This is a genomic window from Nocardia alba NBRC 108234, assembly GCF_001612665.1.
GTDB classification, from domain to species: domain Bacteria; phylum Actinomycetota; class Actinomycetes; order Mycobacteriales; family Mycobacteriaceae; genus Nocardia; species Nocardia alba.
The window spans coordinates 84,360-97,180 of the sequence record NZ_BDAX01000004.1 but is presented as its reverse complement, the minus strand read 5'-3'; the positions used below and the strand labels follow the sequence as shown (position 1 = coordinate 97,180).

General features: G+C 67.6%; 14 protein-coding genes. 6 read left to right on the top strand and 8 right to left on the bottom strand.

Going from position 1 to position 12,821, the window contains the following annotated elements:
* Positions 1–115 precede the first annotated feature (115 nt).
* The 3 genes from NA12_RS07790 to NA12_RS07780 are packed head-to-tail and all read right to left on the bottom strand — an operon-like array spanning position 116 to position 2,985.
* Positions 116–400, bottom strand: coding sequence for a GNAT family N-acetyltransferase (locus NA12_RS07790; RefSeq protein WP_067447843.1), 285 nt, complete (start codon positions 398–400; stop codon positions 116–118).
* Positions 401–453: 53 nt separating this feature from the next.
* Positions 454–1,569 (bottom strand): metallophosphoesterase, encoded by a 1,116-nt coding sequence (locus NA12_RS07785; protein ID WP_067447840.1) that lies wholly within the window; start codon positions 1,567–1,569, stop codon positions 454–456.
* A 42-nt stretch (positions 1,570–1,611) separates the two neighbouring features.
* Complete coding sequence (locus tag NA12_RS07780; protein WP_243655060.1) at positions 1,612–2,985, bottom strand: FAD-binding oxidoreductase; 1,374 nt, start codon at positions 2,983–2,985, stop codon at positions 1,612–1,614.
* Between the two features lie 263 nt (positions 2,986–3,248).
* Between NA12_RS07780 and NA12_RS07775 the strand changes: the two genes are divergently transcribed.
* Both NA12_RS07775 and NA12_RS07770 read left to right on the top strand, forming a co-directional pair.
* Positions 3,249–3,560, top strand: a complete 312-nt coding sequence (locus NA12_RS07775; RefSeq protein WP_067447838.1) for a hypothetical protein — start codon at positions 3,249–3,251, stop codon at positions 3,558–3,560.
* 57 nt (positions 3,561–3,617) lie between these two features.
* Positions 3,618–4,124: a GtrA family protein gene (locus NA12_RS07770; protein WP_067447836.1), complete on the top strand. Its 507-nt coding sequence runs from the start codon at positions 3,618–3,620 to the stop codon at positions 4,122–4,124.
* On the opposite strand, the gene NA12_RS07765 is transcribed toward NA12_RS07770, so the two are convergent.
* The 3 genes from NA12_RS07765 to NA12_RS07755 are packed head-to-tail and all read right to left on the bottom strand — an operon-like array spanning position 4,113 to position 6,042.
* Positions 4,113–4,754, bottom strand: a complete 642-nt coding sequence (locus NA12_RS07765) for a Type 1 glutamine amidotransferase-like domain-containing protein (protein WP_067447834.1) — start codon at positions 4,752–4,754, stop codon at positions 4,113–4,115. The two genes, NA12_RS07770 and NA12_RS07765, sit on opposite strands and share 12 nt — an antisense overlap.
* Positions 4,754–5,593 (bottom strand): maleylpyruvate isomerase N-terminal domain-containing protein, encoded by an 840-nt coding sequence (locus NA12_RS07760; protein ID WP_067447832.1) that lies wholly within the window; start codon positions 5,591–5,593, stop codon positions 4,754–4,756. Before NA12_RS07760 ends, NA12_RS07765 begins: the two co-directional genes overlap by 1 nt.
* Positions 5,590–6,042 carry an HIT family protein gene (locus NA12_RS07755; RefSeq protein ID WP_067447830.1) on the bottom strand — a complete coding sequence of 151 codons (453 nt, stop codon included), beginning with the start codon at positions 6,040–6,042 and terminating at the stop codon, positions 5,590–5,592. Before NA12_RS07755 ends, NA12_RS07760 begins: the two co-directional genes overlap by 4 nt.
* A 404-nt stretch (positions 6,043–6,446) precedes the next feature.
* On the opposite strand from NA12_RS07755, the gene NA12_RS07750 reads away from it, so the two are divergent.
* From NA12_RS07750 to NA12_RS07735, 4 genes are all read left to right on the top strand, one after another.
* Positions 6,447–7,565 (top strand): Re/Si-specific NAD(P)(+) transhydrogenase subunit alpha, encoded by a 1,119-nt coding sequence (locus NA12_RS07750; protein WP_067447828.1) that lies wholly within the window; start codon positions 6,447–6,449, stop codon positions 7,563–7,565.
* Positions 7,565–7,867: an NAD(P) transhydrogenase subunit alpha part 2 gene (locus NA12_RS07745; protein WP_056818017.1), complete on the top strand. Its 303-nt coding sequence runs from the start codon at positions 7,565–7,567 to the stop codon at positions 7,865–7,867. Before NA12_RS07750 ends, NA12_RS07745 begins: the two co-directional genes overlap by 1 nt.
* A 17-nt stretch (positions 7,868–7,884) precedes the next feature.
* The gene (locus tag NA12_RS07740; protein ID WP_067447826.1) at positions 7,885–9,297 is read left to right on the top strand and encodes an NAD(P)(+) transhydrogenase (Re/Si-specific) subunit beta; all 1,413 of its coding nucleotides are present in this window, start codon (positions 7,885–7,887) and stop codon (positions 9,295–9,297) included.
* 149 nt (positions 9,298–9,446) lie between these two features.
* Positions 9,447–10,532: a mechanosensitive ion channel family protein gene (locus NA12_RS07735; protein WP_067447824.1), complete on the top strand. Its 1,086-nt coding sequence runs from the start codon at positions 9,447–9,449 to the stop codon at positions 10,530–10,532.
* Here NA12_RS07735 and entS read toward each other — a convergent pair.
* Both entS and NA12_RS07725 read right to left on the bottom strand, forming a co-directional pair.
* The gene (entS, locus tag NA12_RS07730) at positions 10,529–11,794 is read right to left on the bottom strand and encodes an enterobactin transporter EntS (RefSeq protein ID WP_067447822.1); all 1,266 of its coding nucleotides are present in this window, start codon (positions 11,792–11,794) and stop codon (positions 10,529–10,531) included. The genes NA12_RS07735 and entS overlap by 4 nt on opposite strands.
* Positions 11,791–12,789 (bottom strand): ABC transporter substrate-binding protein, encoded by a 999-nt coding sequence (locus NA12_RS07725; protein WP_067447820.1) that lies wholly within the window; start codon positions 12,787–12,789, stop codon positions 11,791–11,793. Before NA12_RS07725 ends, entS begins: the two co-directional genes overlap by 4 nt.
* Positions 12,790–12,821 lie beyond the last annotated feature (32 nt).

The following is a 12,821-nucleotide window of genomic DNA, read 5'->3' as shown; positions in this document are numbered from 1 at the left end:
CCGACCGGGTGTTCCACATCGCCTACCCAGGCTGTTCCTGGTGGGCGGTCGGAGCGCCCGGTCGATTGCTTTGTGGGGCCCGAGCGACTCGCGCAAACTCGACGAGCGTGCCGAATTACGGGACGAGGTCGGCGTATTCGGGGTTTTCGGCGATGTACTTCTCTACGTACCAGCAGGTGGGGATGATCTGGTAGCCGTGGTCTCGGGAGTCGTCGAGGCCGTATTTCACGACTTCGGCTGCCACGCCGCGGCCTCGGAATTCGGGGAAGGTCATGGTGTGGTGGAAGTCGCGGACCTTGGGGTCTTCGCGTTCGGCGTAGTCGGCGTAGCCCGCGAGGACGTCGTCGTGGTAGATCTCGTAGCGGGTGTCGTCGACGTTGTGCTCGAGCCTGGTGGTCATATCGGATGGTAACTCGGCGGCCGGGCGCGGTGTTCCCCGGCTGGGCCGGGTCGCTACTTCGTTCGCAGCGTCACGATGCTGATCTCGGGCGGTGCGCCGACGCGGACCGGCGGCCCCCACGCGCCGATGCCGCGGGTGGTGTACATCGGCATCTCGCCGACGTGGCTGACTCCGGAGACGGTCCCGTTGATCCACTTCACCGGGTACATCAGTGGCCACATCTGGCCGCCATGGGTGTGGCCGGACAGTTGCAGATCGACGCCACGTTCACTGGCGTCGGCGCCCTGCAAGGGTTGGTGCGCGAGCAGGATCGTGAACCTGCCCGCATCCTGACCGCCAAGGGCCGCTTGCACATCGGGGCTCGGGTCGTCGGCGGCGAAGTCGTACACGCCGGCGATGTCGATGGTCGCGTCACCGATGGTCAGCGGCTGGTGACTGTTGCGCAAAGTGGTCATGCCAAGGCTCTCGTAGTAGTCGAGCCAGTTGTCGGGGCGATTCACATAGCCCTCGTGATTGCCCGCGACCACGAACTTTCCGTACTTCGCGCGCAGGCCGGCGATCGGATCGATATCGGGCCCGACGAATTCGACCGAACCGTCGAGGAGGTCACCCGGCAGCACGATGACATCGGGTTGTTGCTCGTTGACCAGGTCGACCACCCGCTGTGAGAACTCCGCACCGCGTGCTGCCCCCACATGGATATCGGCGACGACCGCCACCCGGAGTCCGTCGAAGGACTGTGGCAGTCCCGCCAGCGTGAGGTCGGTCTCGACGACCCGCAACCGGTCGGCCTCCATTACGCCGTAGGCCACTGTGCCCAGCGCCGCGACCACCAACCCCGCGGACGAGACTTGCAGCAATACGCGCCGCCCCGAGTATTTCGTCAGCCGCGCCACCGCCAGCATCAGCCCGATGACGATGAGCCCGAGCGCCAGATAGAACAGCACCGCGGTCCAGACCTCGCCGATCCACACGACCGGCCGAATCGGGCGCGGCGAGTAGACGTTTCCCGCCCCGACCGCGGTGACGGCGCAAGCCCACAGCGCCACGAGGATACCTCCGGCGATCCGGCGACACGCGAGGTTCAGGCCGGTGGCGACCGCCAGCCGCCGATACAGCAGCCAATGGAACAGCCCGAGTACGGCGCCGACCGACAGCATCTGAAGCATTCGCCCATGATCGCATCACCGTAGGAAGCGGCTCGCGGACGACTAGAGAACGGCGCCGGGGTTCAGGATGCCGGTGGGGTCGAGCGCGTCTTTGATGCGCCGGGTCAGCGCCATCACCTCGGGGCCGACCTGGTCGGGCAGCCAGGCCTTTTTCAAGCGGCCGACGCCGTGTTCGCCGGTGATGGTGCCGCCGAGGGCGATGGCCAGGTCCATGATCTCGCCGAAGGCGCGGTGGGCGCGGGCGACGTTGTCGGGGTCGGTGGGGTCGTGCACGATCAGCGGGTGGGTGTTGCCGTCGCCCGCGTGCGCGATGACCGAGACGAGCACGTCGTTGCGTTCGCCGATCGCGGTGACGCCGGCGATCAGGTCGCCGAGGCGGGGCAGCGGCACGCCGACATCTTCGAGCAGCAGCGGCCCGATCTTTTCCACGGCCGGGATCGCGAATCGTCTCGCGGCGGTGAAGGCTTCACCTTCGGTGGGATCAGCGGTGTGGAAAACCTCTGTCGCCCCGGCTTTCTCGCACAGCCCCACCATCACTTGCGCTTCGTGCCCGGCGAATTCGCCGGGGGCGTCGGAGCGGGCGACCAGCAGGGCGGCGGCGGTGCGGTCCAACCCCATGCGCATCTCGTCCTCGACGGCGTTGATCGCGACGGTGTCCATGAATTCGAGCATGGCGGGACGCAGGGTCGAGGTGATCGCCAGGATCGCGTCGGTCGCGGCGGCGAGCGAGCCGAAACTCGCCACGACGGTCGACTGCGGTGGCTGTGCGGGCAGTAGTCGCAGGGTGAGTTCGGTGATGACGCCGAGCGTGCCCTCGCTGCCCACGAACAGTTTCGTCAGCGACAGCCCGGCCGAGTCCTTGAGGCGTGGTCCGCCGAGTCGCACCACGGTCCCGTCGGCCAGCACCACCTCCATGCCGAGCACATAGTCGGTGGTCACGCCGTACTTCACGCAGCACAGCCCGCCCGCGTTGGTTGCCGCGTTGCCGCCGATCGAGCAGATCTCGAACGAGGACGGATCGGGCGGATACCACAGCCCGACCTCCGCGACGGCCCGCTTCACCTCCGCGTTGAGCAGCCCGGGCTGGGTCACCGCGATCCGGGTCACCGCGTCGACGCTGATCTCTCGCATCAACTCGGTGCTGAGCACGATCGCGCCGTCCACCGCGCTCGCCCCGCCGGACAGGCCCGATCCGGCCCCACGCGGCACGACCGGAACCCTGTTGGCGTGTGCCCAGCGCAGTGTGGCGGCGACATCGGCGGTACCGCGCGCCCGCACCACGGCCAGCGGCGTGCCCGCGTCGGGATCGCGCGCCCAGTCCTGCCGATAGCCCGCCAGCAGATCCGGATCGATGACGACCGCCCCGTCCGACAAGCCCGAAATCAACGAATCGAGGTCAATGCTGCGCTCGTCCACGCGCCCACGCTAACCCGCCCGCCTTACCGGCCGCGGCAAGTTCGTCCCCGTGTGCTGCGAAACAAGTGAGTTTCCGCATGACTGTGATCTGGCGCGCCCCATTGGTGTATACGCCGTCCAATCCGTCAGAATGCTCCTACGGGGTGGATCGAGGGTGAATTACCGCGCTGCCCCGTGCGTTTCGAGTTCCGCTCCACCGGTGCGCTCCGCGCATCAACTACGCGCCGCCGCCCGCGCCGCACCGCTACCGCAAGGAGGACCGGATGATGAGGGAACCGCAGGATCGCCGCGAATTGGTCGTCGCCCTGCTGGCCGCCGAGTTCGCCGACGCGGGCATCGACGCCGACGCGATGGAACGGGTGTACAGCGGCGCGCACGGCGAATGGACACGCGCGCTCGAAGCGACCGGTGTATTCGGGGTGCGCGCGATCGCCGAGATCACCGAACGCTGGGCCGCCGATCCGCGTGTGCTGCGCGACGCGCTCCTCGCCGAAGCCGACGAGTTCACCCGCCGCCGTTGCCTGGCCGCGTGGACCACCTTCGACACGCGTCCGATCGCGGCTGTCGGTCCCTGACGCGCCCGTTTGCCGATTGCTCACCCTGTCTTCATCTGCCGCTGGCAGGCTGGCCGCGTGCAGCATCAGGCGAGCGTCACCGACTCGGTGGCCGACCGATTCACCCGTTGGTGCGAGGCGGTCGTCGCCCGGCTGCCGTGGGGGCTCGAGCGGTACGTACCCGCGACGTTTCTCGGTTTCGCGCTGATCAACAGCTTCACCTTCGGTGTCGACCTGCTGTTGCTCACCCTGCTGCACGGTGGTTTCGGCCTGCCTGTCTGGCTGTCGATCACCCTCGCCTACATCGTCGCGTTCGGGCTCAGCTTCCTGCTCAACCGCACCTTCAATTTCCACTCCCACGCGCCGATGGGCAAGCAGGCCGCGGTGTATGTGGTCGTGGTGGTGGTGAACTACCTGGCGTTCATTCTCGGCGTCGGCTCTGGTCTCACCGCGCTCGGCCTGGAATACCACCTGGCCAGGCTGCTCGCGGGCGGTTGCGAGGCCGTATACATGTACTGCGCGATGCGCTGGATCGTCTTCGGTCGCGCACCCGCGCCGGTCGCTGCCACGGAGTCAGCCCCGTAGGACCTCGGTGCGATCGCCGTCCACCAGGACGACGTCGTTGTCGGTGAGCGCCCAGTGCGGGATGGCGTCGGCGACGCAGTGGGCCAGCATCGCGGCGGAGTCGCCGTCGGGGTCGGTGGGGGAGTCCAGGTGTACCACCAGGCGCCGATCCACCAAACCCAGTCCGTCCCACTGTGGTTCGATGCCCGTGGCGGGCAGCACTTCGGCGGGGTCGTCCATGGTTTCCAGTCCGCGCAGATCGGGTCCGAGCAGACACGCTCCCGCGCTGTAGCCCGCGTAGACCAGCGCGTTCGCCCGCACCAGCGCGGGCAGTACGGAATCGGCTCCGCTGCGGGCGAATTGGGCGCGCAGCACGAAGGTATTGCCGCCGCGTACCCAGACCATCGGGAATCCGCGCAGGTGGCGCTCCAGCCGATCCGGTTGGCCGACGTAGTCGCGCAGATCCAGTACGTCCGGCGAATAACCCTGCCGCTCCAGCGGTTTCACATCGCTCATCACCGCCGATGACCAGGCGTCGGGCCACGCGTCACACGCGTTCGGGATCACCGCCACCCGTCCCGGCGCACCGACGAGCCCTACGAGCCGATCGGCGAAACCACCGAACCTGTACGACGCCAGGAAAAGTCGCATCAGATGGTGAACGCCAGGTTCCGCACGAGCCGCTCACCGAGCGCGGTATCGCCCTCGACCACCACCTCGCCGGGGTGCCGGTCGGCGGTGGTGCGCCCACCGCGCAGCCGCGCGAAGAGCCCGGAGTCCACGCGAATCACCGTGGTCGGCTCGTCGGCGGCCTCGTCGAGAACCGACCCGCGCCCACCGGCGACCGACAGATGCACCTGCCTGGTCACCGGGCCGGTCAGGTCCAGCGTGATCAGCGAACCATCCGGTGCCTTGGCGCCTTTCACCACCGCGCGGCCGAGCCCGAGGGTCAGCTCGGTGAACGCCGTTTCGGCCCGCGCTCCGCCCTCGGACACGCTGCGCCCGATCCCGTCGGCGAGGTCGAGTTCGTGCATCCAGCAATCGAACAACCGCACGCGCATGAACCGACCGTAGGGGACCTGCCCCACCGGCGAGACGGTGGCAGCCTGCCAGGCGTCGTCGTCCATGGCGGCCAGTGCGGCCCGACGACGCTCGGTGGTCTCGTCGAACAGCGCGAGCAGCCGCTTGCCCGACAGCGGGCGCAACCGGTCGACCCAGATCTCGTTGAGCACGGCCACTTCGTTGCGCACGTGCGGCAGGGTTCGCACATCGGTCTTGGGGCGTAGGGGATCGTGTGGCGGCGGCGTCTCGCCGAGCAACCACGACTCGGTGCCGACCACGTGCGCGACCACGTCGAACAGGGTCCAACCGGGCAGCGGAGATGTTCGGCGCCATGCCTTCTCGTCGAGATCGGTGACCAGCAGCGCGATAGCTTCCCACTGCTGCGCGAGTAGGTCGGTGAGTTGTTCGCGCCCCGGCGTCTCGGTCATCCCTGTGCTCCTTCTGCTTCGCTCTGGTCGAGCGCGGTGAGGCCGGCGCGGATCGCCGCTGCGGTCGAATTCGGTTCGTGCGGGCGACGCAAGAGGAAACCCTTGGCGAAGGTGAGTTTGTCACCGTGTTTGCGGGGGACCACGTGCAGGTGGACGTGGCCGACGGTCTGGAACGCGGCGGTGCCGTCGTTGAGGATGAGATTGGCTCCGTCGCTCGCGAGCCCGCTGCGGCGCAGCGCACGGGCCAGGCGGTGGCCGGTGCGGAACACCCTGGCGCCGAGGTCGGGATCGAGATCGTCGAGTTCGGTCGCGTGGACCTTGGGAACGATCAGGGTGTGACCACGGGTGATGGGGCGGATATCGAGGAACGCGCAGACCGCGTCATCGGAGTAGACCATGGTCGCCGGTGCGGCACCCGCCACGATCAGACAGAAGACGCAGTCGTTCACGGCCTCGACCCTACGGTGTGACCTGGGTCGCGCAACAGCCCGAACAGGCCACTACCATGACGCGCATCACGTTGGCCGGATGCGCGGGTGCCGGGCCGGGAGTCCGCCGTCGAGTAGGCGACCGATCCGGATGTGCGCTCTCGTCTTTCTCACCTGCGGCGACGAATCCCGGTGCGGGCGCCGACCGGTGTCCGCCGGGTCGGGACTTCGTTGTCACGGTTGACGAGTGCCGAGGTGTCCGTTTTGTGGTCGTCAGTCCAGTTCTCCGTTGTGACGAGCATCTCGGCTAGGCTCACCGCGAGCCGAGTACAGTTGCCAGGATTTCAGTCGGACTTACTCACAGGTAACTTCGGCTGCCCCGTTGTTCCCAGGCTCGAAGCCAGCACGAAAAGGAAGTCTGACTAGTGGAGACAACGCAAAACGTGGGCGAGGGTTCGCCGCGCGGAGCGCGTGTCGGAGTCGTTCGCGAGTCCGGCCAGGGCGAGCGGCGAGTCGCATTGGTGCCCAAAATCATCCCAACCCTGTCCAAGCAGGGTGTCGAGGTGATCGTGGAAGCCGGTGCAGGCCTCGGCGCTCTCATTCCCGACGCTGCCTATGTAGCGGCCGGCGCGACCATCGGTGACCCATGGTCGGCCGAGGTCGTCGTCAAGGTCGCCCCGCCCAGCGATGCCGAGGTGGGCAAGCTGTCCTCCGGGCAGACCCTGATCGGTTTCCTTGCCCCGCGCAATGCCGAGAACCAGATCGGGGCGCTGCGCTCCGCCGGTGTGCAGGCTTTCGCGGTCGAGGCGATTCCGCGTATCTCGCGCGCCCAGGTGATGGATGCCCTCTCCTCGCAGGCGAACGTGGCCGGTTACAAGGCCGTGCTGCTCGCCGCGTCGGAGTCGACCCGGTTCTTCCCGATGCTGACCACCGCCGCGGGCACCGTGAAGCCGGCCACCGTGCTGGTGCTCGGTGTCGGTGTCGCCGGTCTGCAGGCGCTGGCCACCGCCAAGCGTCTCGGCGGGCGGACCACCGGTTACGACGTGCGTCCCGAGGTCGCCGATCAGGTGCGCTCGGTCGGTGCGCAGTGGCTGGATCTCGGCATCGACGCGGCCGGTGAGGGCGGGTACGCCCGCGAACTCACCGACGAGGAGAAGGCACAGCAGCAGAAGGCGCTCGAAGACGCCATCAAGGGTTTCGATGTCGTGATCACCACCGCGCTGGTGCCGGGTCGCCCCGCACCGCGCCTGGTCACCGCAGGCGCTGTCGAGGGCATGAAGCCCGGCAGCGTGATCGTCGACCTGGCCGGTGAGACCGGCGGCAACTGTGAGCTCACCGAGCCCGGCGAGGTCGTGGTCAAGCACGAGGTGACCATCGCCTCGCCGCTGAACCTGCCTGCCACGATGCCCGAGCACGCTTCCGAGCTGTACTCCAAGAACATCTCGGCCCTGCTGGAACTGATGCTGGTCGACGGCAAGCTCGCCCCGGACTTCGACGATCAGGTCCTGGCGGATTCCTGTGTCACTCGTGAGGTGGAAGCCTGATGTACACCGAACTTCTCGCCAATATCGCGATTCTCGTGCTGTCGGGTTTCGTCGGCTTCGCGGTGATCTCCAAGGTCCCCAACACCCTGCACACCCCGCTGATGTCGGGCACCAACGCCATTCACGGCATCGTCGTGCTCGGCGCGCTGGTGACCCTGGGCAATGTGAAGGACCCCTCGCTGCTGGTGCAGGTGATCCTGTTCGTCGCCGTGGTGTTCGGAACACTGAACGTCATCGGTGGCTTCGTGGTCACCGACCGCATGCTCGGCATGTTCAAGGGTAAGAAGAAGGCGGCCGAGTGATGCACGCAGTCGATAATATGACCTACCTGGTCAACGGCCTCTACATCGTGGCCTTCTCCATGTTCATCTACGGCCTGATGGGTCTCACCGGCCCGAAGACGGCCGTGCGCGGTAACCAGATCGCCGCGGTCGGTATGGCTATCGCGGTGGTCGCCACCTTGATCTCGGTGCGCCACGCCGCCATGCTCAACTGGATTCTCATCGCCGCGGGTCTGATCGTCGGTGTGGCACTGGGTGTTCCGCCCGCCATCCGCACCAAGATGACCGAGATGCCGCAGCTGGTCGCGGCGTTCAACGGTGTCGGTGGTGGCACCGTCGCGTTGATCGCGTGGGCCGAGTTCGTCGACAGCGCGGGCTTTTCGCAGCTGCACGAAGAGCCGACCATCCACATCATCATCGGCTCGCTGTTCGCCGCGGTGATCGGCTCGGTCTCCTTCTGGGGCTCGATCATCGCCTTCGCGAAGCTGCAGGAACTGCTGTCCGGCAAGCCGATCAGCGTCGGTCGTCTGCAGCAGCCGCTGAACCTGATCCTGCTCGTCGGCGCCATCGTGTGCGCCGTGGTGATCGGCCTCGGCGCCGACAACGGTGGCGTCTCGCAGCTGTGGATGATCGGCCTGCTCGTGCTCGCCGGTGTGCTCGGCCTGATGGTCGTGCTGCCCATCGGTGGCGCGGACATGCCGGTCGTCATCTCGCTGCTCAACGCGCTGACCGGCCTGTCGGCCGCGGCCGCGGGTCTGGCGCTGAACAACACCGCGATGATCGTCGCGGGCATGATCGTCGGCGCTTCGGGCACCATCCTCACCAACCTGATGGCCAAGGCCATGAACCGCTCCATCCCCGCGATCGTGGCCGGTGGCTTCGGCGGCGCGGTCGCGGGTTCGGGCGACGGCGAGGCCAAGACCGCGAAGGCGACCTCGGCCGCCGATGCCGCGATCCAGATGGCCTACGCCAACCAGGTGATCGTGGTCCCGGGCTACGGCATGGCCGTGGCGCAGGCTCAGCACGCGGTCAAGGAGATGGCGTTGCTGCTCGAGGGCAAGGGCGTCGAGGTCAAGTACGCGATCCACCCGGTCGCCGGTCGCATGCCCGGTCACATGAACGTGCTGCTGGCCGAGGCCGAGGTGTCCTACGACGCGATGAAGGAAATGGACGACATCAACGGCGAGTTCAACCGTACCGATGTGGTTCTGGTCATCGGCGCCAACGACGTCACCAACCCGGCGGCCCGCGACGACAAATCCAGCCCGATCTACGGCATGCCGGTGCTCAATGTGGACCAGGCCAAGAGCGTCATCGTGCTCAAGCGCTCGATGAACTCCGGTTTCGCCGGTATCGACAACCCGCTGTTCTACGCCGATCACACCTCGATGCTGTTCGGCGACGCGAAGAAGTCCGTCGGTGCGGTCACCGAGGAACTGAAGGCGCTGTAAGACAACCGAATACATCCGCACGAGGCTCCGCTGTCCGTCGAGGACAGCGGAGCCTCGTGTCGTTTCTCCATCAGACGGTCATGTCTGACGGAATCGGGTGTGGGTATGCCGCAGCTGATGTGACCCGACAACGAGAGGAGTTCGATCTCGTGGAGGAGATACTCAGGCCGATCATCGTGCTGCTCGGCACGGCGGCGATCACGGTTTCGGTGGGTGTGCTGGTGGACCGGGTACTGCGCTACGCGGCGCGACGCAGTACCGGCGTGAATCTGGCTTCGCTGCGGCGGCTGCAGCTCCCGCTTCAAGTGCTGGTCGGCGCGGTCACCTTGCACGGGGTCTACCCGCTCGCCGAGCTCGATCTGCGCCAGGATGTGGTGATCCGGAACTTCCTGGCGACGGCGGCCATCATCGCCGCGGTGTGGTTGGTCATCCGGGCCACCGATGTGGTCGCCGAAGGCCTGCTGGGCCGCTATGCCCAACGCGCCAGCGAGATTTCGCGCGTGCGCCAGTTGCGCACCCAGCTCGGACTCGTGCGCCGCATCGTCACCTCGGTGCTGGTGGTCACCACCGCCGCGGTGGCCATCATGCTGCTGTTCCCGAGTCTGCGGACCCTCGGTACCTCGATGCTGGCCTCGGCGGGCGTGATCGGCATCATCGTCGGCGTCGCGGCCCAGTCGACATTGAGCAATCTCATGGCCGGTTTGCAGATCGCCTTCGGCGACTCGGTCAAGATCGGCGATACCGTTGTCGTGGAGGGGGAGTGGGGGACCGTCGAGGAGATCACCCTGACGTTCCTGACCGTGCGGATCTGGGACGACCGCAGGCTCACCATGCCGGTGTCCTACTTCAACAGCAAGCCCTACGAGAACTGGTCACGGGGCGGTTCGCAGGTTACCGGCATCGTGCTGCTGCACCTCGACCACAGCACCCCGGTGCCCGCGTTGCGCGAGCACCTGCACACCTACCTGCGTGAGTGCCGGGAATGGGACGGCCGCAACTGGAACCTGCTGGTCACCGACAGCACGCCGACCGACATCGTCGTGCGTGCGACGATGTCGGCCGCCGATGCCGACGACGCGTGGACGCTGCGCTGCGCGGTCCGCGAGGAGCTGCTGACCTGGATCGGGCGCCACCACGCCCACGCGTTCCCGAAGATCCCGACGTCGATCACCCCCGCCGTCGCGGCGGCCCGTGCCGATGACCGCGATGAGAGCCTGCGGGCCACCGCGACCTAGGACTTGGGCTGCTCGTCGATCGAGTCCGCCGTGTCAGGCTGCTTCCTGCCCAACAGCGGCGCGGCGGCGATCGTTGTCAACGCGACGAGGAGCAGGACCGACAGCCCGTACACCACCAGGGCGGTTCCCGGCGTGAAGAATTGGCCGACCACGCCGGCCACCATGGAACCGACCGCGGTGCCCGCGACCGACTGCACCATGAGCAGACCGGACAGGCGCCCGCGCAGTTCCTCGGGCGATTCCCGCTGCAGGATCGCGTAGCGCAGCACCATGTTCAGTGCCCGGGCCAAGCCGAATCCGGCCAGGCCGAGGAAGGCCAGCGCGGCGTGCGGTGCGAGTCCGGCGGCGATGACCCCGATCGGCATGAGCGCCAACGAGATCAGCAGCGCCAGGCCGGGGCGTCGGCTGCGGCCGATCCACCCGCTGGTGAGCGAACCGAGTACCGCGCCCGCGCCCGGTGCGGCGTAGAGCAGTCCGAGCGTGGTTTCCCCCGCGCCGAGCTCGGCGCCGGCGAACGCGGGCAGCAGGACCAGCGGGCCGCTCACCATCATGGCCACGGCGCCGGTGAGCAGCGCCGCGCGGATGACCCGGTGCCGCGCCGCGAACGAGATGCCGATGGCCAGCTCGCGCAACGGATGGGCGATGTCCCGGACGGGCGGCGGCTGCGGCCCGATGGAGCGGATCAGCCCCACGGTGGCCACGGTCGCGCCCGCACAGAGAAAGAATGGCAGTGCCACGCCGGTTTTCGCGATCAGCAGGCCGGCGATCGCCGGTGTGATCATGGTGCCGAGATCGGTGGTGAGCGAGGTCAGCGCACCGGCGGCGGCCACCTTCTCCCGGCCGACGAGCATGGGGATGAGCGCCATGAGCGCGGAGCCGCTGACCCCGCCCGCCAGACCGTCGACGAGACCGGCGGCGTAGATGACGACCAGCGACGGATGCGGTAGCAGCGCGTTCACGCCGAGTGCGAGGAAGCCGAAACCGGCTGCGGTACGCGCCCATTGGATGACATCGCGCCGGTCGTACCGGTCCGCGACCACCCCGCCCGCCAGACTTCCGGCGAACAGGGCGATCGCGGTGACGGTGGTGACGCCGGCGACATGCAGGGACGATCCGGTGGCTTGATAGATCTGCACGGGCAGAGCCACCATGAGCAATCCGATACCGAGGACCGAGACGAGCCTGGCCGCGAAGGCATTACGGAATTCCCGGCTGGCGCGCAGGGGCGAGGTATCGATCAGCAGGCCGCCGACGGCTATCACTTGAAGCGCTCCGCCAACAGGTCGAGGGTCGCCATGGCCACCCGGTAATCCGGGCGCTTGGTGTCCGCGGGCAGCTCGTAGGCCTGGTTCTTCTGGAACGCGGGCAGCAGGGACAGCGCCGGGTCCTGCTTCAGACCGGCGATGTCACGACCGCCGTCGAGCTTGATCACGAACAGCACCGGAGCATCGGCGACAGTGCTCAGCAGCTCGGGGCTGAAGGTCACGAAGTCGGCCGCCGCGGTACGGGGCGGGTTGCCCGCCTTCTGCTCGATCTTGTCGTCCATGGTGAAGCCGACCGCGGTCAGCAGTCCGCCGAGCGGGGTGTTGGGCAGCAGCATGATCGGCTTGCCGTCCGACTGGGACTGCATCACGGCTGCCGCGCCCTGCGGCAGCTTCAGCTTGGCTTTCACCTTCGCGACTTTGTCGTTGTAGGAGGTGATCATCGGGTCGACCTTGTCGGCGCGGTTCACGATGGTGGCCACCGACTTCAACAGGTCCTGCCAGCTGGTGGCATCCGAGGGCACGAGCGCGGTCGGGGCGATGGCGGTGAGCTTGTCGTAGGCCTTGATCGACTGCAGGCCGGGGAAGCCCGGTCCGCCGCCGATGATCAGGTCCGGTCGCTGGGCGGCGATGAACTCCAGGTTCAGGTCGTCACCGGAGGGCACGGCCTCGGTGCCCTGCTTCTTGGCATCCGCCGACCACGACGGCGAGAACTCGCCGGGCTTCAGCGTGAGGCCGAGAATACGCGGATCCGCGGCCTTGACCTTGGCGTCGAGATCGAAGAGGTATCCGGCGAGAGCGCCGTTGAGAACCACGATGCGCTGGGGGCTGGCCGGCACGGTGACCAGGCCCTTGGCGGTCTCCACCTGGCGGGTGCCGGTGTCGGGCGCCTCGTCGGCGGTCGAGCTGCCGCAGCCCGCTGCCGTCGCGGCCACCGCGACGATCAGGAGTCCGACGGCGGCACGCATACGTGCCGTCATGCTGTGAACTGACATGGAACTTGTTCCTCTTTCTCTTTCTTCTACGG

Excerpts from the sequence above, each read along its gene's own strand:
- NA12_RS07790 (WP_067447843.1), bottom strand. The coding sequence starts at position 400 with ATGACCACCAGGCTCGAGCACAACGTCGACGACACCCGCTACGAGATC.
- NA12_RS07785 (WP_067447840.1), bottom strand. The coding sequence starts at position 1,569 with ATGCTTCAGATGCTGTCGGTCGGCGCCGTACTCGGGCTGTTCCATTGG.
- NA12_RS07775 (WP_067447838.1), top strand. The coding sequence starts at position 3,249 with ATGATGAGGGAACCGCAGGATCGCCGCGAATTGGTCGTCGCCCTGCTG.
- NA12_RS07765 (WP_067447834.1), bottom strand. The coding sequence starts at position 4,754 with ATGCGACTTTTCCTGGCGTCGTACAGGTTCGGTGGTTTCGCCGATCGG.
- NA12_RS07760 (WP_067447832.1), bottom strand. The coding sequence starts at position 5,593 with ATGACCGAGACGCCGGGGCGCGAACAACTCACCGACCTACTCGCGCAG.
- NA12_RS07745 (WP_056818017.1), top strand. The coding sequence starts at position 7,565 with ATGTACACCGAACTTCTCGCCAATATCGCGATTCTCGTGCTGTCGGGT.
- NA12_RS07740 (WP_067447826.1), top strand. The coding sequence starts at position 7,885 with ATGACCTACCTGGTCAACGGCCTCTACATCGTGGCCTTCTCCATGTTC.
- NA12_RS07725 (WP_067447820.1), bottom strand. The coding sequence starts at position 12,789 with ATGTCAGTTCACAGCATGACGGCACGTATGCGTGCCGCCGTCGGACTC.